Genomic DNA, 23572 nt, shown 5'->3' on the forward strand with positions numbered 1-23572 from the left:
TTTTTTTTATTTGATAAACTTCAGTCTGACTGTTGTAAGTTGCTGAGTAGTTCTTGTCTATAAAATAGGTGCAATTTTAGGTTAGACAGGGTATTTATCTGTGAATGAGCCAAAATTGACAGAACTTTAGGTGAGAATGTAAATAAGGAGAACAGGTTTTTAGGTAGAGTACGATTCGGGACGGATATTTCCCTTTTTTCTAAGAGCAGTGGCTTTTTTGCTGCCAAGTGGAATCCCCAATCTCCGAATGAAGGGACTTCGGTTTGGTAGCTGAGGATATGCAGCCCTGAACCTTTAAGTGTTAATCCGATGCTCCAGAATACTAATGGAGCATACTCCGGCGAATGGGATTGACAGACAAGGATACCGTCTTTGCTTAGAAGGTTTGATAATTGGCCAAAGAACTCTACGGTATATAAGCGGCTTAGTATTTCATCACCTGGATCGGGCAGGTCCACAATTATAACATCATACGGATCCCTTTTTTCTTTTTTGAAATCCTGGATATCTTGCTGATGAATCGCTACGCGTTTCTCATGGAGAGAGCCTTCGTTCAGGGCAACGACCTCCGGTACATTACTGGCCATGTGTAGTATCAATGGATCAAGATCTACTAGGTCAATGTGCTTCACATCAGGGTATTTGAGAATTTCGCGAATGGCAAGCCCATCCCCGCCGCCGACGATAAGGATGCGTTCCCGTTTTTGGACCATGGCTAGCGCCGGATGAACAAGGGCCTCATGATAAAATTGCTCATCCAAAGAACTGAACTGCAGCTGCTTATCCAGATATAGCCTTACATCGCTCGTCTCAAAAATTAACACGTTATCTCCCTCTGTACCGCCATCGTATAGAATACGATGGGAACTGGAGAGCAGATGACGAAGTTCTATCAATTCTTCCGTATTCGCGTCCTTGACCTGATCCCTATGTTGGAGGTCATAAAATACGCTGCGTCCCTTTGTGGGAATGGTGTCCACTCCACTTGCGGCATAAAACTTGTGTAAAGTCAGGCATTCTAATGAGTTGATAATCGCTTGATCCTTGACTGACATAACGTGCGGCGGAAATGTAAACCATGACGTTAGATCATAAGGGAGTGAACGGTTCGGGACATCGATTTTGCTTCCTTCCTCCCAGATCAGGGCTTCCTTTCCAGCCAGGTGAAATCCGCAATCTCCAAACCAAGGTACGTTGACATGGTAGCTAAGCGTGTGAAGGGATTCGCTTTCCAGTGTTTTGGAAATACTCCAATATATCAAAGGAGTATCTTCCGGCGATGAGGACTGGCAAACCAGGATCCCATCATCGCTTAGTTTATTGGTTAATTGGCGAAAAAACTCCTTCGTATAGAATTGGCTCAGTTCCTCCGTTTCCGGATCTGGAAGATCAGCAATGATTACATTAAACGGCTGTTGCTCCGTCCTTAGGAATTCATGAATGTCGCTTTCGTAAATATGAACGCGCTTATCAAACAAGGAGCCTTCGTTAAGTTCAGTGATCTCAGGAGTTTTCTGTGCGGCATAAAGCGTTTCAGGGGATATGGCGACTAGACTGACATGGTTAACCCTTGGGTATTTAAGGACTTCACGTAATGCCAAACCACATTCTTCGCCGATGATCAAAACTCGATTGTGTCGATTAGATAAATGCAGGGCCGGATGAACAAGAGCTTCGTGATAGATCCGTTCATCCAATGAATTCATTTCTAAATGCTCGTTCCAGTACAAGCGTAAATTCTTTGATTCTATTAACAGGACGTCCTGGTATGGACTGGTCCCTTTAAAGATGATTCGGTGAGGACTTTTCAATAATTGCTGCAGTTCAATCAGGTCATATTCATCACCACGATAGGAATCCGGTTGAAGACTATCAATCAACATTATCACCTCGAATGAGTTATTTGCAGCCATTATATGAAGAATTGTTATTAACGTGTGAATGATTCGAACGCAATGATCTAGATGTGCTTGAAATGAATGGAAAAAGCAGTAATCTTTAGATCTAAAGTAAAAGTGGAAAAATAGGAATACAATTTGTAACACTTTTCAGATAATTTAATATAGTAATAGTAACTCTTATACATGCAAGAGACCCTTGCATGTATAGGAGCTACATAGCACCAATTGCCCTTTCCGATAGGTTATCTTAGCCAGGTGAAGGGCAATTTTTTTATGGTTTGGAGCGGTTGTTCAGGTTTTAAAGAATACATCTTTTTTTATTTTTATAGGGAGGTCCAAGCGTATATTTTCTTTCAATTCGAAGGATCGATCCAGCTGCCCTAAATCCACACTTTCTGACGTTGAGCCGGCTTATTTGGAAAAAGTTAATCGTCCTTTGCTTGTTGGGGAAAGAACCAATGTGATAGGATCAAGGAATTTCCGTACTTTGATTGCTGATGGCAAGTATGATGAGGCTTCGGAAATTGCAAGAGCCCAGGTAAAAAAGGGTGCGCAAATTTGCTGAATTTCTTCATAACAAAGTACCAGGGATTCGAATTCCGGATGACGTACGGGCAAGGATGGCAGGCTATGAAGGCGATGAAGCAAGGACACAAGGAATGGAAATAGCTAAGGAACTAGTGGACACAGCCCTACAATTTTTTCGAGGCATATACCTTATTACCCCGTTTATGCGGTATGAAATAACAGCGGAATTGACAAGGTACGTAAGAAATCGAGATTCTCATTCATAAAGAAGGATGAACGGAAGGGAAAGATTACAAATATTTACCATAAAAACATATGTGAAAGCCCGTATAAAACAGAACTCCTAGCTGAGAGAATGATCGAATTCTATGATTGAAATAAAGACTATTAAGTATAGTGATTCTGATTTCAAACTAAAATGATCTACCAAAAAATGTGGTCAAAATAAAGATTGATCGCATTTTTTGTATTTGAAGAAGTAATAAATTTTGGATTAAGGGGTTTAGGTGAACCGTATCATATGTTACTGAGGATTAATCATAGAATTAATTGTAATTCCATTTTAACCTGCTTCAATATTACCTCTTGAACCGCTACTAAATAGGGAGGAGCTATTTTACATATGCACTGGAGAAGAATAGTGATTCATAGCTTGATGTTAATTATTATATTTTTGGTATCTGCCATTATGGTGAATCCGCTAACTGACGGGATTAAAAACGATACAATACGAGTTGTGGTCAAAGAATTCATACGTATTGGATTTACTATCGGAATGTTTTGGTTGTATGCGAGGATGCTCTTAAAAAAATCGAGTGCATATTTTCGTATACATAAACCGTTCAAGACGAGCATAATATGGGTTTTCGTTGGTTTAGCAATGCCACTTACAGTTATTGTATTTTATGTACTTACACAATTCGTCGTTTTTGAAAAGCAAGAACAACTTTCTCTGGAAACTGCGTTATCGATTATCATTGGTGCAATCATTACAGCATTCTCCGCCGGGGTGATCGAAGAACTTTTGTTCCGTGGATATTTGTTTAAGCTGATCGAAGACAAATGGAATGTGGTTAGCGCTGTTTGTGTAACTGCTATCGTGTTCAGTGCTCTTCACTTACTTACGGTAAGTGGGCTACAGTTGGTTGATGTTTGCTTAGTCCTTATCGCTGTCAGCTTGGTTGGTATTATGTTATCGCTTATTGTTTATAAGACAGGGAATGTATGGAATTCAGTCGTGGTGCATATTATTTGGAACTTTTTTATGAACCCAAAAATGGTACAATTTGCTCCGCAGGAAGGCAGAAGCCATTCATCCCTTGTAATGCTCCAGTTTAAATCAGATAGTATTTGGATTACGGGCGGTACTTTTGGTATCGAAGTGGCTCTTCCTGTTGTCGTGCTGTATGTGCTAATAATTGCTGGGCTCGGTTTTTGCAAAACAGGTGTTAGGAATAATTCAATCACTTATTAAAGAAAATGATTTTTGTAGGGTTGTTCCGTAAAAGCTAAAACTCTTGGCTATTTAGTCAAAATTCTATATTTAAAATTCTAAACATGGTCCAAAAATTATTTCCCATTTTTATATTTAATGGTGAACCGTGTCATAAATAAGTTTAATGCCATTAAAAGATGCTGGTATGGAAATCAACATCTTTTTATACGATTATTGGATTTATTTTATTTTCTTGATATCACAACACTGATGGTCTTGGAATATCTCCAAATGGCCACCTGCTTATAGGATTATTGACATATTTACTTTCTTCTCCGGGTGCTGTAGTGACAAGAATAATGTTTCACTTTTACCTCCATCTGAAGCAAGCCATGTTCCTGTTTGATAGTTGCAGATTCTATACCGCCTTAAGAGGTGTTTGTTTAATTATTTGACAACGATTTAGTAAGAAGTATCTGAAAGTACAAGAGTATTATATTTAGGTTAAAAAAGTACTAATTTTAAGCTGTATACGAAAATGTGTACAAGTAAACAATACGTTTACATTTTGTGTACAAAAACGTATACATGAACACAAAGTTGTATACATACTGTTAGAGTTGAATGTATACAACTTTGTATACATGTATACCAAATGAAAACTTGTTTTCTTTTTGAACACAACTAATGTCTCATTGACGCTTATATGAACCTACTTTAACCTATAAATAAAAGATGAAAGTTAGTTTTTGGAACTCATTACTTTTAATTGAAGGGGATGGGGTGATTTGATGAGTATTTCTAGAATTGCAGCGATTGATGTAGGAAATGATTGTGTTAAGGCGTTATTTGGAAAGGCTATTGGAAAGGCTGATTATGAACTATACATTCCCAACGTAATTGCAAGAGACATAGAAGATAGACCTGTAATCGGCATAGAAGATTTAAATGATAAAGATCCATTGGATGGTATTCACATTCGAGTTCACTCACCAGCTTTAAAAGAAAATAATGTGATTTATCGTGTTGGGAATTTAGCAACGAAATCTGATAATGCAAATGAATTAGATCCAGGCAGTAGTAAGTCTGAAGAAGATCAAACATTAGTGATGCTGTTTGCATCTTTGGCATTAGACGCAGCAAGAAACGAAAATTCTGAATTTTTCAAAAAGAATAATAATGTTATTGATGCAAATTATACGCTTGGTACTGGCTTGCCTCTTCGTGAAGTGAAAGAAGGAAAAGATGTAGGATATCGAGCACGGCTATTAAGTTCAGTTCATCAAGTGGAGTTTTTAGTAACCCCGAAATATCAAGGGTTAAAGGTAAATATAAAATTTGACCAAGTAAAGGTATATCCTGAGGGATTTGCTGCCTTTATTAACTTAGTAATGGACAATGATTTAAACATTATAAATAGAGATTTAATAGATAAAAGAATACTTATTCAGGATATTGGTGGATTATCCACTGATATAGCCGTCATCAAAAACCGGAATGTGGACGATGATAAAGCACAGGGTTTTAATATTGGAGTATCTGAATCATTAGAAGCCATCAGAGAAGAAATTAGAACGAAGCATGGGGTAGAATTAGACAGTAGGAGAGATGTCGTTGAAATCATAACGAGGAAAAATGATAGAAATCACATCATGGTAAAAGGCAGCCGGACAAATGTCCATGATATTGTAGATCGAATTCTTTTAGAATTAGCAAAGAAACAATATCGCATCTTACGTAATGTTTGGTCAAAAAATTCCCAAACTGAAATCTGCTATTTTGTAGGTGGCGGATCAATAGTGTTGAAGGATTACATCAAAGCTTTAAATAATAGTTTAGATGGTTACAATATTGAATTTTTCGAAGATGAAAAAGAAAGTATTTGGATGATGGCAAATGCTTATTATAAGTTAATCTCTGAATTTATTAGAAAAAATAATAAAGAACTAAAAGGTAAAGAGGCGGAAAAACAAACAGTAAAAAAATAGGGTGGTTTCATGAATAAAAAGGGTATGACTAGGATTCAAAGGGGGCAGGCAATTACCTTCCGTCTCCCTTCTGACACCCCAGATCACATAATCAAGCAATTGCAAAAGTTGAAGGAAACAGAGAGAAGAAACTTTTCTAGCAAAATAGCAGAGTTTGTTTTGGAAGGGGTAAATAACTCCCTGTCAAAAGAAAAAGAGACGATCACCATTCCTCTTCCAAAACCATTAAATAAAGAACAGCGTAATTGGCTAAAACACTCACATTCAGAAGCATTGTTAGGGAGCATTGTCTATCAATTGTTAGCTGATCCCGTACGTGCGACATCAGTTCTAGCCTCTCTTAATAGCAATGCTTTAGATATTAACGATGCACTTTACCTATTAGAGAATGAAACCATCAATAGAAAAAAAGAACAGTCTACACGCGATTTAGAATTTAATAATCAAAAGGTTATAGACGAACCTAAACAGCCCCCAATGAATAGCCTTGAAGATGAACTTGAAGATGATTTGATGAATTTTGATTGGGACGAAGAGCATTTCTCATCAGTGGAAGAGGATCAGGAGGTTCATGAAGAAGAGGATATAGAAGATCTGCTCGGAGGTTTTCTTGCTCATATGAATAAGTAAACTTTTCCAGGGCAATGATTTATCCGAATTTTAATATAAATCCAGAAGGGGTGTTCACAATGAACGAACAAAGTTTGTTTTCTCAGTACGAATTCGTACGCCAAGGGATTTTACGGACAATTAATGATGTAACGGAAGAGATGGCCAAAGAAATTCCTGGAGGTTTCCCGCATAACATCCTTTGGCAAATCGGTCACGTTTATGTATCTCTCGAACAAATTGTCTTCCACTTTGCAGGTGAACAAGTAAATTTACCTGAAGGATATGCTGAACTATTTTCGAGAGGAACGAGCCCTGCAGATTGGAAAACGGAACCACCTACTTTAGAAACGCTTCGCTTACAACTTTCGGATCAAATGGACCGTTTGAAACAAACGTTTGCTAATCGCTTAGATGAAAAAATTGCTCAACCATTTAAAGCTGGGCCATTGAAACTAGATACGATTGGTGAATTGGTATTATTTTCCTTATTCCATGAAAGTGAGCATGTTGGGGGCATTAAAGGATTAAAAAACGGATTAAAAATTCTCGAAAAAAATAAATAATGATATTTCAGTCACAGTCCTAGTAGGGCTGTGACTGTTTTCATATTATAGACCTTTTAACAATAATGAAAAGGTGTATCTATGAAAAGAGTAGCAAGCCTAAATCAGCTGTTTTATTTTTAGGCTATGATAAATGTCCTTGTTGATTTTTAGCAAGTTATTCACACGGCGGCGACTCCAGCGGGTACAGCAAGCCAGGCAAGAGCCATACTTGAGCGTAGCGAGGGAAGCGGGCTTGCGGCTTGCCCACGGAAAGCGTCTGCCTGCAGCGAAATGTATAAATATCAACAGTATCGTTTAACAGAGCCTATTTTTAAAAAGTAAGCAAAATTACCTTAAAAATACTAATTGATAATTTTTACAAAGGTGCTATTATTTAATTATTCAAAAGATTATTTTATTCACTGGAGTGTGGTCATGCATTTATGAAAATGGTTTCTTTTAATGCATACCGAACAATTGGTATTCCAGGTGTTCACTATATTAAGCCTGAACATATGTTTAAAGAAATAGAAACCATTCGACAAGCGGATATTGTTCTTTTTCCGGAAACGTGGCAAGTACCCGCTCTTGTTTATGGGTTAAAGAAAAAAATTTTTCCAAGTATTGAAACATTACAATTAGGCTTTAGTAAAGCCGAAATGACACGAGCCTTGTGGACAGTTGCTCCAGAACACGTTCCTTATACAGAAATTTTGGCAAATACCCCAAGTAACATCGAATATATTTTAGAAACGTTTCCTTATCCATTTGTCGCTAAAGAAGTTAGAAATTCAATGGGAAAAGGGACATTTTTAATTAAAGAAGAAAAAGATTTTTATGAATATGCGAAACGGAACGAGGTTCTTTACGTTCAAGAATATTTAGAGAATGATGGAAAAGACCTGAGAATATGTGTAGTGGGTAATCAAATTTTTACGTCTTATTGGAGAGTCGGTTTAGAAGGAGAGTTTCTTCATAATGTAGCACAGGGTGGCGAACTTTGCTTTGATTTTATTCCACAAGAAGCATGTGATCTCGTCCTTCAGGTAGCAAACGAGTTAAATATCAATCATGCTGGATTTGATGTCATGGTAAGCGGCGGTAAGTATTATATTCTAGAATTTAATGTTCTTTTTGGTAATCAAGGCATTCATTCAAAAGGTTTATCTGTAGAACAAGCCATTTATAAATATTTATTAAGTGAATTTATGCCACCTTTCCCTACCTCACCAATTACATCAAATAAGATTATTTCTTAGCATGGTAGAAAGCTTTACGTGAGCGGGTAATAGCCATAGTTGAGTTCGCTTTTTATGTATCTTCAACGTAACGATTTAACATATGAAACATCCCAACCATCTACGATAAGATGATTGGGATGTTTTTTTATGATTTACGCTTCTTGAGGGTTATTTGTTATAGGTGCAGATTGTTCATCGTCTTGATTGGTTGTACGAAGCGGAATTTCTTTTAAGAAAATTGTCGTGATGAAGGCTAAAGCAACTACACCCGCACCCGTTAAAAATACACCTGTTAAGGAAACATTCAGTGCTTCTTTTAACAGCTGAATAAATTGATCAAAGAACGGGGCAAATTCAGCTGGAAGTGACGTCCGAATATTATCAAGCAGTTGTGTGTTCATTAAAATTTGAGGATCTTGTAATTGGTTCATATTTACGTCCATGTTCGGAGCTGCTTGTGAAATGTTGGAAAGCTCGGACGCTTGTAATTCTTTCACCATGATATGATTCATGACAGTACCGAAAATGGCGACACCGATCGTACCTCCAATTTGTCGGAACGTTTGCATGGCAGATGTGGCAACCCCTAAATAACGATGACTAACAGCGTTTTGGACAGTAATTTGGAAAGTTGGCATGTTCATTCCTAAGCCAATGCCAATAATAATTAACTGAACGATAAGTCGTGTTAATGATGACTCAACTTCTAGCATCGAATTCAGGAACAAACCGATAATCATGACAACAAAGCCGATTAAAGCGAAAATTTTATATTTGCCTGTTTTGGTAATTAAGTTTCCGACAATTACACTGGAAATAACCATCGCAATGGTCATCACCATTTCGATTAAACCGGATACCGTTGCGGATTCCCCATGGACCCCTTGAACATAAAATGGGACATACATAATGGTTCCAAACATCCCCATACCAAGGAGCATGCCGGCAATATTAGAGACGGTAAATACGCTATTTTTAAAGAGATATAAAGGTAATACAGGACTTTTCGCTTTTTGCTCGACAAAAATGAATAGAATCAATGAGAGGACAGCTGTTGCAAATAGTCCAATGATTTCCACTGACATCCAATCGTATTTTCCCCCGCCCCAAGAAAATCCGAGTAAGAGCGTCATAATGAAAATAGAAAGCAAAATAGAGCCAAGATAATCGACTGGTTCTTTTTCTTTTTTCGCATGAGACGGGTATAGTTTGACAATTAATCCGAAAGCAATCAAACCGATTGGTAAAAATACCCAGAATACCCAATGCCAATCGTAGTTATCAACAATGTATCCACCAAGCGTTGGACCAAATAAGCTTGATAATCCGAAAACAGCTCCCATCATTCCTTGCCAACGGCCACGCTCGCGGGGGGTAAACAAGTCACCAATGGTTGTAATAGCTGCAGACATAATCATTCCAGCACCAAACCCTTGAATACCGCGATAAACAATTAATTGAATAATCGTGTTAGACGTTCCACTTAAAAAGGCACCTAAAGAAAAAACAGCAATACCAATTAAAATGAAGATTTTTCTTCCGTATATATCAGATAGTTTTCCTACGAGCATCGCGGTAATGGTAGCTGTTAACATATAAATGGTGAACACCCAGTCAAAGTATTCCAATCCACCGATTTGGGCAATAATTTTCGGTAAGGCGGTACCGACAATAGTCATGTTCACAGCCGCAAAAAACATAGCCGCCATGACCGCCAGCATTATAATAACTTTTTGGCGATGTTCTAAATGTTCCAATTTTATTCCTCCTCACATGGAATATTCGTTAGTAATCGAGCTTGTTTCACGTGAAACGTTAGCGATTCTTCTTTTTCTAAGTAAGTAAACAACGCATCAATTAAGTATGTTCGCGGTTGTTCTGCTTGTAGTTCGGTTTGTAACAAGTCAAGGGACGATAACATCCGTTGTTTCATTGTTTCATCCTTCAAATGATTAATACGCTCTTGAAGTTCTTCCAAAATAGAGTTTAATGCTTCTACCCGTGATTCAAAAAACACATCTTCTGGTAAAAAGTGACGAACGACCGCCTCAGTCATCACAGGTGTCGGCTCGTTTTGCAAAATGTCTTGAATGATTGTATCTAAACGTTCGGAAATATACGTTGCTACTTGTTTAATGGGTGGGTGGTGTGGTAAGGACATTAGGAATAGTAAATATTCTTTGATCATACCTTGAAGAGAAATGACCAAATCCCATACATACGGTTCAATAACGTTCCCATACGCCGTTAACAGTCGCTCTCTTTGCCAATAAAGAATGTTTGCCCTCATCCGTCGGTGTAACTGTTGGAATTTTTCATTATGTTGTGTCCCAATTTCTTTAAAAACCATCATTAAAAAGTCTTTCCGTTCGAGAAAATCTTCCATTTGTAAGGAGATTTGCTCAATTAACCACTCCCGTTTGGAAGCAAATTGGTGAATATCGACAAAACGAGATTTTTCAAAAAGGATGTGTTGATAATATTCACATACTTCGATAAAGAGTTCTTCTTTTGACGGAAAATATTTATACAACGATCCTTTTGAAATCCCGCATTGTTCTGCAATTTCTTGAACGGATGTGGTGTAATATCCTTTTTGAGAAAAAAGAGAGATGGCTGTTTCAATAATGAGCTGTTTTTTTGGATCCATTTTTTTCACCGCCTTCTGTTAAACACATATGACTAATAGGTCATTTTTTGAACTTATAAGTCATTTTACATAAAAGGAGGTAAGTCGTCAAAGAAAAGTATTTGTAAGAGAGAAATATCAGACTTTTTGTATTTTATATCCAATTGTTCTCGTGATAAAGTATGATAGAAGTACATGAGAATAACAGGGGGGATAAGGGGGATGGGAAATAAATCATCTGCTTGGATGATATTAGTAGCGGCGATGTTATGGGGAACGACAGGAACAGCCCAAACGTTTGCACCAGAGGGAGCTCATCCAGTAGCGATCGGAGCGATTCGTTTAGCGATAGGAGGATTTTCATTACTGCTCGTGTTACTCCTTTCCGGGCAATTTCGTCGGTCTAACTGGCCGCTGAAAAAAACAGGAATTGCCGCTCTTTGTATGGCTTGTTTTCAACCACTCTTCTTTTCTGGGGTTCATTTAACAGGTGTCGCTATAGGGACGGTTGTCGGCATCGGTAGTGCCCCCGTGTTATCAGGATTCATTGAATGGATGTTTTTTCAAAAACGACCGTCCAACAGATGGTGGCTGGCAACTGTCCTCTCGGTTTTAGGATGTGTGTTGTTGTTTAGTCATCAAGGAGCTGTTCGCGTTGATCCGAGCGGAGTCGGGTTAGCAATGGGGGCTGGACTATCCTTTGCCATTTATTCGTCTGTAAACAAGCGATTATTGAATCAGCACTCTCCACTATCGGTCGTAGCGGTTGTGTTTACGCTCAGTGCTGTTTTGTTAAGCCCGCTTCTTTTCGTGTATGACATGTCGTGGATATTCGAGAAACAAGGACTTTTCGTCAGTCTACATTTAGGAATCATGGCGACAAGTGTGGCTTATATTCTTTTTGCCAAGGGATTGCAATCCGTTCCATCTTCAACGGCGGTGACGTTATCTTTAGCCGAACCGCTAACCGCTTCTTTGTTAGGTGTATTTGTTGTCGGTGAACGTCTCTCAGGCTTATCTTGGTTTGGAATAGTTTTGCTTTTATTAGGACTTTCATGGTTAACATTTCCTGTAAGAAGGCGGCGTCCTGTTTCGGTAGATGAGAATACCACCATTTCGTCTCACGATAGAAGATGAATCAGCGGAGGTTGGCAAGTAAATCGACAGAATAGGCAAGTAAAATCCCAATATTGGCAAGTATTTCGATAAAATTGGAAAGTAAACCGCGTCAAACGGAAAATAAACTAGGTTGAAATAGAAAAATATTAGTTCAAAACGACAAAGGAAATAGTTTTTTAGTAAAAGAATATCAAATCAACCATTCTATTTTAATTCTATATCGGTTAATAATAGAAGTAAGAAAAAGGAACAGAAAGAGAGGTTGCACATGGAGCGAATCAACGAAGAAGAATACACCAATCAAGTGTTAAACCTTTGTTTATTGGCTGGGAAAATTATGCTCCAATACGGGGCGGAAACGTATCGTGTGGAAGATACGATGATGCGGATTGCGGCAGCGTTCGGTTTAAAAGAAACGCATAGTTTTGTTACACCGACTGGCATTCTTTTCTCAGTCAATGACGGGCCGACCAAATTAGTCCGCATGATGGAACGCTCGACCGATTTAGAAAAAATCGTATTAGTCAATAGTATTTCCCGTAAGATCGCTGCTGGCAAGCTTTCCTTAGAAGAAGCATCGTTAGCGTTAAAGCATATTGAACTAAAAAAGATGGGATATCCCATTTGGCTCCAAATTGTGGCTGCTTCTATAGCAAGCGGCTGCTTTGTAATTATGTTCCAAGGAGGTTGGAACGACTTTGTTCCGGCGATAATTGCTGGGGGCTTAGGTTTTACGGTCTTTTTGTACGTCCACGAACTGTTAAAAATAAAGTTTGTTGCTGAGTTTATCGCTTCATTTATAATAGGCATTTGTTCGTTTGCTCTTGTATATGTTGGAATCGGACATGAATTAGATAAAGTCATAATCGGTTCGGTTATGCCGCTCGTCCCTGGACTTCTCATTACCAATGCAGTTCGGGATTTAATGGCTGGGCATTTAGTCGCCGGGTTATCGAAAGGAGCAGAGGCTTTTTTAACGGCCTTTGCCATCGGTGCCGGAATTGCGGTGATGTTTTCATTTTTGTAAGGTTGGAGTGAATTTTGGATGATATGGGAGCAGTTAGTGACAAGTTTTATCGCATCTAGTGGCTTTGGCATTATTTTTAATGTTCCAAATCGCTCGTTAATCAAATGTGGATTTGTTGGAATGGTCGGATGGATGATTTATTTTCTCCTTGTCCACTTTTCGTTTGATCCCGTTTTTTCGACATTTATGGCATCGCTCGCAGTAGCGATTTTAAGTCAGCTTTTCGCTAAAGTAGCCAAAATGCCAATGATTATTTTTAGTGTTTCAGGTATTATTCCATTAGTCCCCGGAGGATTAGCATACGATGCAATGCGCCATTTTGTGATCAACGATTACAACGGTGCGATTCAATTGGCCGCGAAAGCTTTTTTAATATCCGGGGCGATTGCCGTCGGGTTGGTCTTTTCAGAAGCGATTAACCAATATTTCCGTAATCGCCAATCTCAATAAATGGAAAGGGAGAACACGATGAAAAAAGCTCGTCCGATTGTCAAAGGAAAATTAGTGGACGAACAGACCCGTTGTATCCATTATCATTCCGAGCGAGATATAATCGCTATCAAATTTAAATGCTGCAAAACGTACTATCCGTGTTATTTTTGCCATGCAGAAGTAGCAGATCACCGGTCATTACGATGGACAAAAGATGAATGGAAAATGAAAGCGATATTGTGTGGAAATTGTGGTAACGAGCTGACCATTCACCAATACATGACTTGTCATTCCCAATGTCCGTATTGCGACGCTTCGTTTAATCCAGGTTGTCAAAATCATTATCATTTGTATTTTGAAATCGATTAGCGTTCTTATATCCGTTGGAAGTGTGTGTCTTTAAAATTGGTTGGATATTTTAAACCATATCCAATGAATCGATCCATTCCAATATGTGCCGACCAAATTAATCCGATATTTAACATGAATGGACTTGATAATATGACTCCTAAAACTAAAAAAACAATCGGAAAACTATAGGTATGAAACAAGTTATAACTAAATGCACCGAATTGATTATTCAACAAATACCCTAACATAGAGAGATCGGGCACCAATAATAAAAGAAAAAACAATAACCAACTAAATTCAAAATAGGAGTACACATAAACACTTAAAATAAAGATAGCCAATCCTTCGATATGTAAAAGTATTTTATTCAAAAACATCTCCCCCTTTGTAACATGAGATGTTCCAATTTTTATTTTCTTCATAAAGGAAACTTTTCCTTTTACAAAAACAAGACGTGTGAAAATGGTAATCCATTCACACGTCTTGTTCGTTTTTTGTATATGATTTTATTTCAATGATTGTGAGTTTCCTAATTTTGAAGAAGAAATGTTGGAAACAGCAGACGGTACGTTTGTTTCTTTAACCGTAAGCTCATATATGCGAAATAATTTTTCGATGGCGTGGTGCCATCCCATTTTTTCCATATGTTTGCGCGCTTTGATGCTCATTTGCGAGCGCAAGGTGTTATTCATCATTTTTTTCACGAGTTGGGGGAAGGTGTCTACCTGTTCTGGTTCGTATAAAAGGCCGGTTTCCCCGTGGCGAACTTGTTCGAGCGTCGGACCACTTTTAGCCGCCACGACTGGTAGACCAGATGCCATTGCTTCTAGCAGAACAAGCCCTACCGTTTCGGTAGTCGAAGGGAACACAAACAGATCGGCAGAGGCGTACGCTTGAGCGAGCTCTTCTCCGTGTAAAAATCCTGTGAACACGGTGTTCGTTCCTTCAAATAATGTCTTCAACTCTTCACGATAAGGTCCGTCGCCAACTATGGCTAACCGCACATCTGGAAGCTCATCCATTACACGACGTAATTCGTGTATTTGCTTCTCACGCGCAAGGCGACCGACAAATAATAAGAGCGGCTGCTCCGGATGACCGTCCGTTAAGCGATCACGCATTTCTTCACTTTTTTTATTTGGATGAAAACGATGGAGGTCAACTCCCCGGTCCCAAATAAAGACGTTTTTAAATTTTCGTTCAGTAAGCTCTTGTAACACGGATTTAGAAGTACATAGATTTATATCGGCACGATTATGAAGAAGACGTAAATAGGTCCACATGAGCGGTTTTAAGAGGGGCATTCGATAATAATCTAAATATTGAGCTAAATTTGTATGGTAAGAGGCAATGGTAGGGATGTTTAATTGCTTTCCGTAATAAATACCGGATATTCCAAGTAAGGCAGGATTCACGACGTGAATGATGTCCGGTTTATATGAGACGAGAAGTTGTTTGACACGAACATTAGGTAAACTGAATTTTTTGGAAGGATAGAAAAAGAACGTACGGGAAGGAATTAAGTCGATGGCGATTCCATTGTATTCTGTGACTCCACCGTCTGGAGCAATCACATGAACTTCATGGCCTTGCTCAAGTAACCAGTCAATCGTCGTACATAATCTGGTAACAATACCGTCCGTTGAAGGTAAAAACGTTTCTGTAACGAACACAATCTTCATGTCAGGAACATCTCCTATTCGTATGATTTTTTACATACCGTTCCCATACCTGACTAAAGGTTACATTCATTTTGATTGTATTAAAAATTTTGTAAAAAAACACTCTTTTTACTAGAATTTAATGGTAAATTAACGATAGGTTAAAATTTTTACAAAATATGAAGAAATAGTAGGGACAATCTCTCGTATGTTGAAAAAACTCCTTACTCTTTAAAAATAAAAATGGAGAACACATCCGCATGGATAAGATGTGTCCCCCTTAATATTTATTGTACGCGATAGACTCGAGCTTCGTAAGGGCGTAAAATGACAGAATGAGTCGCTTCATGCTGAACAACATCATAGTTGTGTAATAATAAGCGGTCAGCATGTAAAGTAAGGGAAGGGTTATGAAACTCGGCTGTTTTTTTGGATAAATTCGCGATAACGACGATTATTTCGTTACCTAACGTTCTTGTATAGGCATAAATTTGTGGATGCTCCTCATTGATTAAATCATAAGTACCGTAGGTAAACACGTCATTTTCTTTTTTCAATCGGATCATTTTTTTATAAAAGTTTAAAATGGACTTTTCGTCTTCTAGTTGTTTTTGGACGTTAATTTCCCGATAATTGTCATTTACTTTCATCCACGGGGTACCGGTCGTAAAACCAGCGTTTGGTTCATCCGACCATTGCATTGGAGTCCGGCTATTATCGCGGGAAGAAGCCCAAATGTATTTCATAATTTTTTCATGCGGAACTCCTTCTTCACGCTTAATCCGATATAAATTTTTGGTTGCGACATCATCATAGTCATCGATCGATGGGAATTGAACGTTTGTCATGCCGATTTCTTGCCCTTGGTAAATAAAAGGTGTTCCTTGCATAAGGAAATACATCGTGCCAAGGGCGGTTGCGCTTTCTCGCCAATACTCTTTATCGTCGCCCCATGTGGAAACGATTCGGGGACGGTCATGGTTTTCAATAAATAGCGCATTCCATCCTTTGTTTTCCAATCCTTTTTGCCATTTCGTTAACACTTTTTTTAACGCAACGACATCAAGTTCCGGATTCGTTTCAGCATCCCATAAGCTGATGTGCTCAAATTGGAAAATCATATTCATTTTTCCTTCTTCTTCTCCAACCCAAAGGGGAGCTTCCTCAATGGTGACCCCGTTTGCTTCTCCGACGGTCATCACATTGTAATTGCCATATGTTTGATCCTTCAATTCTTGTAAATATTCTTGGATTCCTTCTTGGTTCATGTGCATATCGAATGAAGAGACATACCGCTCCCCTTTAGGATTCGGCATATCAGGAAGACCGGGACGCTTCTTTATATGGCTAATCGCATCAATACGGAATCCGTCAATCCCTTTTTTTAACCACCAATTAACCATCTCGTATAACGCATTTCGCACTTCTTCGTTTTCCCAGTTTAAATCCGGCTGCTTAGTAGAAAAGACGTGTAAATAATATTGATTGGTTGCTTTATCGTACTGCCAAGCAGAGCCGCCAAAAATACTTTCCCAGTTGTTCGGTTCTTTGCCGTCTTTTCCATCGCGCCATATATACCAATCTCGTTTTGGGGAGTCTTTAGAAGAACGGGATTCAATAAACCACGGGTGTTCATCACTCGTATGGTTGAGCACGAGGTCAATAATTAATTTCATCCCTCGTAGATGTACTTCCTTTAACAGTTGTTCAAAATCTTCCATTGTTCCGAAGTCTTCCATAATGTCTTGGTAATCGGAAATATCATACCCATTATCATCATTCGGAGATTTATACATCGGGCAAATCCAAATGACGTCAACTCCTAAATCTTTAATATAGTCGAGACGTTGAATGATTCCTTGCAAATCACCGATTCCATCTCCATTTGAGTCTTGGAAACTACGTGGATAGATTTGATAGGCAACCGCTTCTTTCCACCAAACTTTTTTCATTGGCGTTCCCTCCTTTAATAGACTAAATCTATGGGGGATTTCCTCTAGAAATAGTTTCTCTCTACGAAAAGAGAGATAAACTGATTTTGTGAACGATTACAATACATGGTAAGAGACACTTCAAGTGCAATCGTTTGCATATCTATACGTAATCATTTATCAATCATTATATGATCATTCATCTTAACGTAAACTTGTCATATAGTTTAAATTACAGATAGGATATACTATGAATTATGCAATCGTTTGCATACGCCTATTGTAAAATAAACCAGGATAGGAATACAACTATTTTCTCGATATTTTTTGGAAATCAATGTTTGATATAGACATTCACCCATTTGTTAGCCATTGCATATTTTGCAGTTGAAAGCAACGAAAGGGTGAAATGGATGAAAGGAAAAGAATACCGTTACTTTGTAAACGGTAATACAGCGAGAGGGTATTACAATTTGCTTTCTTCTAACATTGAGGGACTACAAGTAATTGTTCTAGAAGCGCCTCCTTACTCCGGTCAGAAGGAGATTTTGCAAGCGATTCGTGATCATTGGCTAAACCAAGGTATGTCAGTCGAATGTATTTTTTCGGCAATGAATCCAAATGAGCTAGTTGGTGTCATTCAACGTGATCAATTAGTTGTTTTTTTAGACGGAACGTTACAAATGAGATTTCCATTACCAGCGGAAAAGATTTCGCGTATATCATTATTTGATGCTTTAGATGAGTCGCATTGGCTAAAATTGGCCCCGAAGTTAGAAGAAATTCATAAAGAAATTGAGGAAAGCTGTTCCCAAGCGTACCGAGCATTTGGAGAAGCGCTAACCATTCATGATGAGTGGGAGGACATCTACATTTCCCATCTCGATTTTGAAGAAGCCAACCGATTAACCGAACAATGGATTCAACGCTTATTTCCTGAACCGAGTCATGAAAAAAAAGGATCGACCGTTCATCGTTTTTTAGGGGCAGCCACACCGTATGGTCCTGTTGACTTTATTCCGAATTTGACGGATGATGTACCGCACCGCTATTACATTAAAGGACGACCAGGATCAGGAAAATCAACGATGTTAAAAAAAGTTGTTTCGTATGCAGAAAAGCTTGGGTATGATGTCGAAGTGTACCATTGCGGGTTAGATCCTTACAGTCTCGATATGGTGATGGTAAGAGAATTAAATTTTACCATTTTTGATAGTACGGCCCCTCATGAATATTTTCCTTCACGAAAAGGAGATGAAATAATCGAATTTTATGGAACAGTGATTGACCCGACCACCGATGAAACGTATAAGGATGAATTAGCTGATATTATTTCAAGGTATAAAGAAAAAATGGATGAAGGAACGAAAAAGTTATGGACGGCAAAAGAAAAATGGGATGAGTGGAAAAACTATATTAAAAAAGTAATTAATACACAAAAAGTAGAAGAAATTCAGCAACAAATTCGTAATCAATGGATTGGATAATCTTAAAAAAGATGGAGCTGGCGATCGTTTCCTATACCAGCTCCATGTTTCATTTATGAAGAAGTAGAGTTTATTGTGGATGCCGACGGTTGTTCGGCATGTTGTTCCAGAAAACGAACGGTTGCGGCAATTAATGTTTTTCCAGCATATAACATTGATCGTTCATCAATGTCAAACTTCGGATGATGATGTGGATACATTGCCCCTACTTCAGGATTACCAGCACCGGTAAAGAAAAAGGTTCCCGGTACCTTTTGTAAATAATAAGCAAAGTCTTCTCCTCCCATACTTGGTTCAAGAGAAACAACGTTTTCGTCTCCAACAATAGAGGAGGCGCACTTAATAAGGAAGTCAGTTTCTTGTTCGTGATTGATTAATGGAGGATATCCTTTTTCATAAAGGAATTCATACGTAGCCCCTGCATGATCACATAGCGATTTTAATAGCGATTCCATTTCGAGAATGATTTGGTCTTGAATCGCTCCGTCAAATGTCCGGACGGTCCCTATAATTGTCGCTTTGTCTGCAATGACGTTGAACGAATTTCCTGCCTGGAATTGTCCAACACTAATGACCGCTTGTGCAAGTGGGTTAATTCGGCGGCTCACAATTTGCTGAAGCATTTGAATATATGATGTACCTAGCATGATTGCATCGACCGTATCGTGAGGGGCAGCTCCGTGACCGCCTTTCCCTTGGATGGCGATTTCAAACTTATCCGCTGCAGCCATCGCTGGGCCTTTACGATACCCAATTTGTCCGACCGGTAATAGGGACCATAAATGGGTTCCGAAAATAACATCCACTCCATCTAAACAACCATCTTCAATCATTGGTTTTGCCCCACCTGGAGCAACTTCCTCGGCAAACTGATGGATTAACACGACGTTTCCTTTTAGTAAGTGGCGATGTTCTTGTAACACTTTTGCGACCGTAAGCAACGTAGCCGTATGGGCATCGTGTCCACACGCATGCATTACTCCAGGTACTTTTGAACGGTACTCGACGTTTTTTTCATCCTGGATTGGAAGAGCATCAAAGTCAGCACGTAAGGCAACCGTTTTTCCAGGATGCTTCCCTTTAATCGTACCGACAACACCTCTTCCTCCGACATTGGTTCGTGTTTCAATTCCTAATCTTTTTAAATAATCCGCGATTTTTTGAGGGGTTTTTTCTTCATGAAACGATAATTCAGGATATTGATGGAAATTCCTACGTAAATCCACCGTTTCAGGGAACAATTCCTCTAATCGTTGGAACAAGGATGAAAGCACAGTCAACCCATCCTCCTCTCATTTGTTTGAAATTATTCAATATTATAACAATCATTTGAAAAAAACACTATGAAAATAGTCAAAAAGTGTTCAAAATTTTGAAACTTTGGAAGTAAACTTTAAAATTTATTGTGTCCTTCTTACAAGTAACCACTTCTTACAAGTGTTTTCCAATCTTAATAAAAGAGTTGAAATTTTTTTTAAATAAAAACGTTTTCAAAAGAAATACCGGGTAGGAATATGTAGGTGAATGTGGTATTGTTTTTACTAATTAGAAAATTTAGAAAGTGGAGGGGTGGAAATGGGAGTAGTTAAACCAACATCTGTGGAAACGTCAAAACAAGAAGTCGTACAACATGGAATTTTTCATCGAATGTTAGACGGTATCGAAAAAGTTGGGAACAAATTGCCCGATCCGATTACGTTATTTATTGCATTTGCCTTCATCGTCATTCTTCTTTCTCATGTAGGAGCATTAGCTGGATGGAAAGCAGTAAACCCGGCCACGAACGAAGAAGTAGCAGTCATCAGCCTGTTAACAACGGAAGGTTTCCAGAAGATTATGACGAACATGGTGAAAAACTTTGCGGAATTTCCTCCTCTTGGACTGGTTCTTGTCACAATGATTGGCGTTGGTGTTGCTGAAGGTGTAGGACTAATAGCCGCTTTATTGAAAAAAATAGTGTTATCGACATCGAAAAAGCTGATTACGTTTGCTATTGTATTTTCTGGCATTTTAGCGAATATGGCGGGGGATGCAGGATTAATTGTTCTTCCTCCTATTGCTGCCCTGGTCTTTTTAAGTGTCGGACGACATCCGATTGCTGGGATGGTCGCTGCATATGCCTCGGTAGCTGGGGGATTTAGTGCCAACCTAATTGTCAACATGCTCGATGCTCTTCTGGCGGGTTTTACTGAATCTGCTGCACGAATTAACGATCCGTCGTATGTAGCGAATCCAGCCATGAACTGGTACTTTTTAGCGGTATCATGTTTTATCATCGTCCCACTTGCTGTTTGGGTAACCGATCGAGTCGTAGAACCACGTCTACCAGCTTATAAAGGAAAACAAGCTTCGTTCCAACCGCTAAAGCCAATAGAGGAGAAAGGGCTTAAGTGGGCTGGTATTGTAACAATTATTTATTTAGTCTTTATTGCTATAACCATTATTCCAGAACAAGCGCCACTTAGAGGAGAAAATGGGGGAATTATCATTTCTCCATTCATGAGTTCCCTCGTTCCGATTATTATGGGGCTTTTCCTCTTTCCAGCGTTAGCGTACGGAATCGTGACAAAAGAAATTCGCTCCGATAAAGATGTTGCTCAAGCGATGGGGAATGCGATGGGAACTATGGGCCTATACATTGTTTTAGCCTTCTTTGCGGCCCAATTTATTACGTATTTTAACTGGAGTAATCTCGGAATCGTTATGTCGATTAAAGGAGCAGATGTATTAAAAGAATTAGGTTTAACCGGTCTTCCTCTATTTATTGGGTTTATTCTTATTTCGGCATTATTAAATATCTTTATTGGTAGTGCCTCAGCGAAATGGGCCATTTTAGGAACCGTTTTTGTCCCGATGTTTATGCAGTTAAATTATAGTCCAGCATTTACGCAAATGGCTTATCGAATTGGTGATTCTATTACCAACCCTATTACGCCAATGTTTGCTTATTTTGCAATTTTGCTCGCACTGGCCCAAAAGTATGATAAAAATATGGGGCTCGGTTCATTAATTGCGGTGATGATTCCTTATTCTGTTGTGTTTGCTATTGGATGGATTGCTTTATTTATTGTTTGGTTTGTGTTTGGACTTCCACTTGGTCCTGGTGCAAGTATCTATATGTAATGTAAGGAGGAGAGCGGTCCAATGGAATGGTTGTCACGCCTCCTCGTTTTCCTTACCATCAGAGAATTGACTTCCCCAATAACCACGATATTTCCTCGTCTTCTTCATAAAAAGCTACGAAAGAATTTTGAAATCTGTCCATCAGGTATAAACATTCAACGAAAAATATGATAAATTATAAAGTAAACTATGAAGAAAAATGAGTGTTAGTGTCCTTTGAGCACGGACAATTGTGTCTGATAGAAAGGCCGAACAAAGGGGACAATAGGAGAAATTACACCTTTTTGGAGGGAAGAAAATGTCAAAAGTATTAGATGAATTTTTACAAGAAAATTTAGAGGACTTAAAAAGCCGTGGACTATACAATGTCATTGACCCTGTTCAAGGCGCCAATGGACCGATCATTACCATTGGAGATAAACAGCTTATCAACTTATCGTCTAATAACTATCTTGGTCTCGCTACGAACGAACGCTTAAAAGAGGTAGCGAAAAAAGCAATTGATTCTCATGGTGTGGGTGCTGGAGCCGTTCGTACAATTAACGGGACGTTAGACTTACACGTGAAATTGGAAGAAAAAATTGCAGAATTTAAAGGAACCGAAGCAGCGATTGCGTATCAATCTGGATTTAACTGTAACATGGCAGCGATTTCAGCCGTTATGGATAAAAATGACGCCATTTTATCCGATGAGTTGAACCATGCGTCAATTATTGATGGTTGTCGCTTGTCGAAGGCAAAAATCATTCGTTTTAACCATTCCGATATGGACGACCTTCGCACCAAAGCGAAAGAAGCAAAAGAGTCTGGTCAATATAAGAAAATAATGGTCATCACAGACGGTGTATTCTCAATGGATGGAGACATCGCCAAACTTCCTGAAATTGTCGAAATTGCTGAGGAGTTTGACTTAATCACGTATGTAGACGATGCCCATGGCTCTGGTGTACTTGGAAAAGGAGCGGGAACAGTCAAGCATTTCGGCTTACAAGACAAAGTAGACTTCCAAATTGGTACGCTTTCTAAAGCGATTGGTGTTGTTGGTGGGTATGTCGCTGGTAAGCAAATGCTTATTGATTGGTTAAAGGTTCGCTCACGTCCGTTCTTGTTCTCGACTGCTTTAACGCCAGCTGATGTCGCTGCTTGTACGGAAGCGATTGATATGTTAATGAATAGTACGGAATTACACGATCGTCTGTGGGAGAACGGAAACTATTTCAAAAAAGGATTAAAGTCGTTAGGGTTTGACATTGGGGAAAGCGAAACGCCAATTACCCCATGTATTATTGGTGAAGAAAAGTTAACGCAACAATTTAGTAAACGATTATACGAAGAAGGTGTATACGCAAAAGCGATCGTTTTCCCAACAGTTCCACGTGGTACAGGACGCGTTCGCAACATGCCAACAGCTGCGCATACAAAGGAAATGTTAGACAAAGCGCTCGAAATCTATGAAAAAGTTGGAAAAGAAATGGGCGTAATTTCATAACGAAGAATCAAAATGGCTCGGCGCCTTTGCCGAGTTTTCTTACATTTTACTCCGTATTTTCGAACTTAACTGA

General features: G+C 38.8%; 21 protein-coding genes. 14 read left to right on the top strand and 7 right to left on the bottom strand.

The window, feature by feature from the left end; all coding sequences use genetic code 11:
• Positions 1 to 20: 20 nt before the first annotated feature.
• Positions 21 to 1880, bottom strand: coding sequence for a spermidine synthase (locus H0Z31_00285; GenBank protein ID MBO8175872.1), 1860 nt, complete (start codon positions 1878 to 1880; stop codon positions 21 to 23).
• 569 nt (positions 1881 to 2449) lie between these two features.
• Here H0Z31_00285 and H0Z31_00290 point away from each other — a divergent pair.
• From H0Z31_00290 to H0Z31_00320, 7 genes are all read left to right on the top strand, one after another.
• Positions 2450 to 2695 carry a hypothetical protein gene (locus tag H0Z31_00290; protein ID MBO8175873.1) on the top strand — a complete coding sequence of 82 codons (246 nt, stop codon included), beginning with the start codon at positions 2450 to 2452 and terminating at the stop codon, positions 2693 to 2695.
• A 356-nt stretch (positions 2696 to 3051) separates the two neighbouring features.
• Positions 3052 to 3903, top strand: a complete 852-nt coding sequence (locus H0Z31_00295; GenBank protein MBO8175874.1) for a CPBP family intramembrane metalloprotease — start codon at positions 3052 to 3054, stop codon at positions 3901 to 3903.
• Positions 3904 to 4655: 752 nt separating this feature from the next.
• On the top strand, positions 4656 to 5852 hold the full coding sequence (locus H0Z31_00300; protein ID MBO8175875.1) for a ParM/StbA family protein: 1197 nt from the start codon (positions 4656 to 4658) through the stop codon (positions 5850 to 5852).
• A gap of 9 nt (positions 5853 to 5861) precedes the next feature.
• Positions 5862 to 6482: a hypothetical protein gene (locus H0Z31_00305; protein MBO8175876.1), complete on the top strand. Its 621-nt coding sequence runs from the start codon at positions 5862 to 5864 to the stop codon at positions 6480 to 6482.
• A gap of 59 nt (positions 6483 to 6541) precedes the next feature.
• Positions 6542 to 7027: a DinB family protein gene (locus H0Z31_00310; GenBank protein ID MBO8175877.1), complete on the top strand. Its 486-nt coding sequence runs from the start codon at positions 6542 to 6544 to the stop codon at positions 7025 to 7027.
• A 133-nt stretch (positions 7028 to 7160) separates the two neighbouring features.
• On the top strand, positions 7161 to 7328 hold the full coding sequence (locus tag H0Z31_00315) for a hypothetical protein (protein ID MBO8175878.1): 168 nt from the start codon (positions 7161 to 7163) through the stop codon (positions 7326 to 7328).
• A 124-nt stretch (positions 7329 to 7452) separates the two neighbouring features.
• Positions 7453 to 8268 carry a hypothetical protein gene (locus tag H0Z31_00320; GenBank protein ID MBO8175879.1) on the top strand — a complete coding sequence of 272 codons (816 nt, stop codon included), beginning with the start codon at positions 7453 to 7455 and terminating at the stop codon, positions 8266 to 8268.
• A gap of 134 nt (positions 8269 to 8402) precedes the next feature.
• Here H0Z31_00320 and H0Z31_00325 read toward each other — a convergent pair whose 3' ends face one another.
• Positions 8403 to 10007: an MFS transporter gene (locus H0Z31_00325; GenBank protein MBO8175880.1), complete on the bottom strand. Its 1605-nt coding sequence runs from the start codon at positions 10005 to 10007 to the stop codon at positions 8403 to 8405.
• Positions 10008 to 10009: 2 nt separating this feature from the next.
• On the bottom strand, positions 10010 to 10900 hold the full coding sequence (locus H0Z31_00330; protein ID MBO8175881.1) for a TetR/AcrR family transcriptional regulator: 891 nt from the start codon (positions 10898 to 10900) through the stop codon (positions 10010 to 10012).
• 201 nt (positions 10901 to 11101) lie between these two features.
• On the opposite strand from H0Z31_00330, the gene H0Z31_00335 reads away from it, so the two are divergent.
• The 4 genes from H0Z31_00335 (at position 11102) to H0Z31_00350 (ending at position 13826) form a co-directional block, all read left to right on the top strand.
• Positions 11102 to 12016 carry an EamA family transporter gene (locus H0Z31_00335; protein MBO8175882.1) on the top strand — a complete coding sequence of 305 codons (915 nt, stop codon included), beginning with the start codon at positions 11102 to 11104 and terminating at the stop codon, positions 12014 to 12016.
• Positions 12017 to 12266: 250 nt separating this feature from the next.
• A complete protein-coding gene (locus H0Z31_00340) occupies positions 12267 to 13025 on the top strand; it encodes a threonine/serine exporter family protein (protein ID MBO8175883.1) in 759 nt (252 codons plus the stop codon).
• An 18-nt stretch (positions 13026 to 13043) separates the two neighbouring features.
• Positions 13044 to 13475 carry a threonine/serine exporter family protein gene (locus tag H0Z31_00345; protein ID MBO8175884.1) on the top strand — a complete coding sequence of 144 codons (432 nt, stop codon included), beginning with the start codon at positions 13044 to 13046 and terminating at the stop codon, positions 13473 to 13475.
• A gap of 18 nt (positions 13476 to 13493) precedes the next feature.
• A complete protein-coding gene (locus tag H0Z31_00350; protein MBO8175885.1) occupies positions 13494 to 13826 on the top strand; it encodes a hypothetical protein in 333 nt (110 codons plus the stop codon).
• 5 nt (positions 13827 to 13831) lie between these two features.
• On the opposite strand, the gene H0Z31_00355 is transcribed toward H0Z31_00350, so the two are convergent.
• From H0Z31_00355 to H0Z31_00365, 3 genes are all read right to left on the bottom strand, one after another.
• Positions 13832 to 14179, bottom strand: coding sequence for a DUF4260 domain-containing protein (locus H0Z31_00355; GenBank protein MBO8175886.1), 348 nt, complete (start codon positions 14177 to 14179; stop codon positions 13832 to 13834).
• Between the two features lie 135 nt (positions 14180 to 14314).
• Complete coding sequence (locus tag H0Z31_00360; protein ID MBO8175887.1) at positions 14315 to 15490, bottom strand: glycosyltransferase family 1 protein; 1176 nt, start codon at positions 15488 to 15490, stop codon at positions 14315 to 14317.
• Between the two features lie 266 nt (positions 15491 to 15756).
• Positions 15757 to 17421 carry an alpha-glucosidase gene (locus H0Z31_00365; GenBank protein MBO8175888.1) on the bottom strand — a complete coding sequence of 555 codons (1665 nt, stop codon included), beginning with the start codon at positions 17419 to 17421 and terminating at the stop codon, positions 15757 to 15759.
• A 392-nt stretch (positions 17422 to 17813) separates the two neighbouring features.
• On the opposite strand from H0Z31_00365, the gene H0Z31_00370 reads away from it, so the two are divergent.
• Positions 17814 to 18887, top strand: coding sequence for a hypothetical protein (locus H0Z31_00370; GenBank protein ID MBO8175889.1), 1074 nt, complete (start codon positions 17814 to 17816; stop codon positions 18885 to 18887).
• 53 nt (positions 18888 to 18940) lie between these two features.
• Here the strand turns inward: H0Z31_00370 and H0Z31_00375 are convergent, their stop codons facing one another.
• The gene (locus tag H0Z31_00375) at positions 18941 to 20161 is read right to left on the bottom strand and encodes an amidohydrolase (GenBank protein ID MBO8175890.1); all 1221 of its coding nucleotides are present in this window, start codon (positions 20159 to 20161) and stop codon (positions 18941 to 18943) included.
• Between the two features lie 301 nt (positions 20162 to 20462).
• Here H0Z31_00375 and H0Z31_00380 point away from each other — a divergent pair, with 301 nt between their 5' ends.
• Complete coding sequence (locus H0Z31_00380) at positions 20463 to 22010, top strand: AbgT family transporter (GenBank protein ID MBO8175891.1); 1548 nt, start codon at positions 20463 to 20465, stop codon at positions 22008 to 22010.
• Between the two features lie 298 nt (positions 22011 to 22308).
• A complete protein-coding gene (locus H0Z31_00385; protein ID MBO8175892.1) occupies positions 22309 to 23499 on the top strand; it encodes a glycine C-acetyltransferase in 1191 nt (396 codons plus the stop codon).
• Positions 23500 to 23572: the final 73 nt, after the last annotated feature.

Origin of the sequence: Bacillus sp. (in: firmicutes) (assembly GCA_017656295.1) — a bacterium.
Classification (GTDB): Bacteria; Bacillota; Bacilli; order Bacillales; family JACDOC01; genus JACDOC01.

What these genes read in the sequence shown, in the direction of transcription:
- H0Z31_00295 (MBO8175874.1), top strand. Translation starts at nt 3,052, where the DNA reads ATGCACTGGAGAAGAATAGTGATTCATAGCTTGATGTTAATTATTATA.
- H0Z31_00300 (MBO8175875.1), top strand. Translation starts at nt 4,656, where the DNA reads ATGAGTATTTCTAGAATTGCAGCGATTGATGTAGGAAATGATTGTGTT.
- H0Z31_00305 (MBO8175876.1), top strand. Translation starts at nt 5,862, where the DNA reads ATGAATAAAAAGGGTATGACTAGGATTCAAAGGGGGCAGGCAATTACC.
- H0Z31_00310 (MBO8175877.1), top strand. Translation starts at nt 6,542, where the DNA reads ATGAACGAACAAAGTTTGTTTTCTCAGTACGAATTCGTACGCCAAGGG.
- H0Z31_00315 (MBO8175878.1), top strand. Translation starts at nt 7,161, where the DNA reads ATGTCCTTGTTGATTTTTAGCAAGTTATTCACACGGCGGCGACTCCAG.
- H0Z31_00320 (MBO8175879.1), top strand. Translation starts at nt 7,453, where the DNA reads ATGAAAATGGTTTCTTTTAATGCATACCGAACAATTGGTATTCCAGGT.
- H0Z31_00330 (MBO8175881.1), bottom strand. Translation starts at nt 10,900, where the DNA reads ATGGATCCAAAAAAACAGCTCATTATTGAAACAGCCATCTCTCTTTTT.
- H0Z31_00335 (MBO8175882.1), top strand. Translation starts at nt 11,102, where the DNA reads ATGGGAAATAAATCATCTGCTTGGATGATATTAGTAGCGGCGATGTTA.
- H0Z31_00340 (MBO8175883.1), top strand. Translation starts at nt 12,267, where the DNA reads ATGGAGCGAATCAACGAAGAAGAATACACCAATCAAGTGTTAAACCTT.
- H0Z31_00345 (MBO8175884.1), top strand. Translation starts at nt 13,044, where the DNA reads ATGATATGGGAGCAGTTAGTGACAAGTTTTATCGCATCTAGTGGCTTT.
- H0Z31_00350 (MBO8175885.1), top strand. Translation starts at nt 13,494, where the DNA reads ATGAAAAAAGCTCGTCCGATTGTCAAAGGAAAATTAGTGGACGAACAG.
- H0Z31_00360 (MBO8175887.1), bottom strand. Translation starts at nt 15,490, where the DNA reads ATGAAGATTGTGTTCGTTACAGAAACGTTTTTACCTTCAACGGACGGT.
- H0Z31_00365 (MBO8175888.1), bottom strand. Translation starts at nt 17,421, where the DNA reads ATGAAAAAAGTTTGGTGGAAAGAAGCGGTTGCCTATCAAATCTATCCA.
- H0Z31_00370 (MBO8175889.1), top strand. Translation starts at nt 17,814, where the DNA reads ATGAAAGGAAAAGAATACCGTTACTTTGTAAACGGTAATACAGCGAGA.
- H0Z31_00380 (MBO8175891.1), top strand. Translation starts at nt 20,463, where the DNA reads ATGGGAGTAGTTAAACCAACATCTGTGGAAACGTCAAAACAAGAAGTC.
- H0Z31_00385 (MBO8175892.1), top strand. Translation starts at nt 22,309, where the DNA reads ATGTCAAAAGTATTAGATGAATTTTTACAAGAAAATTTAGAGGACTTA.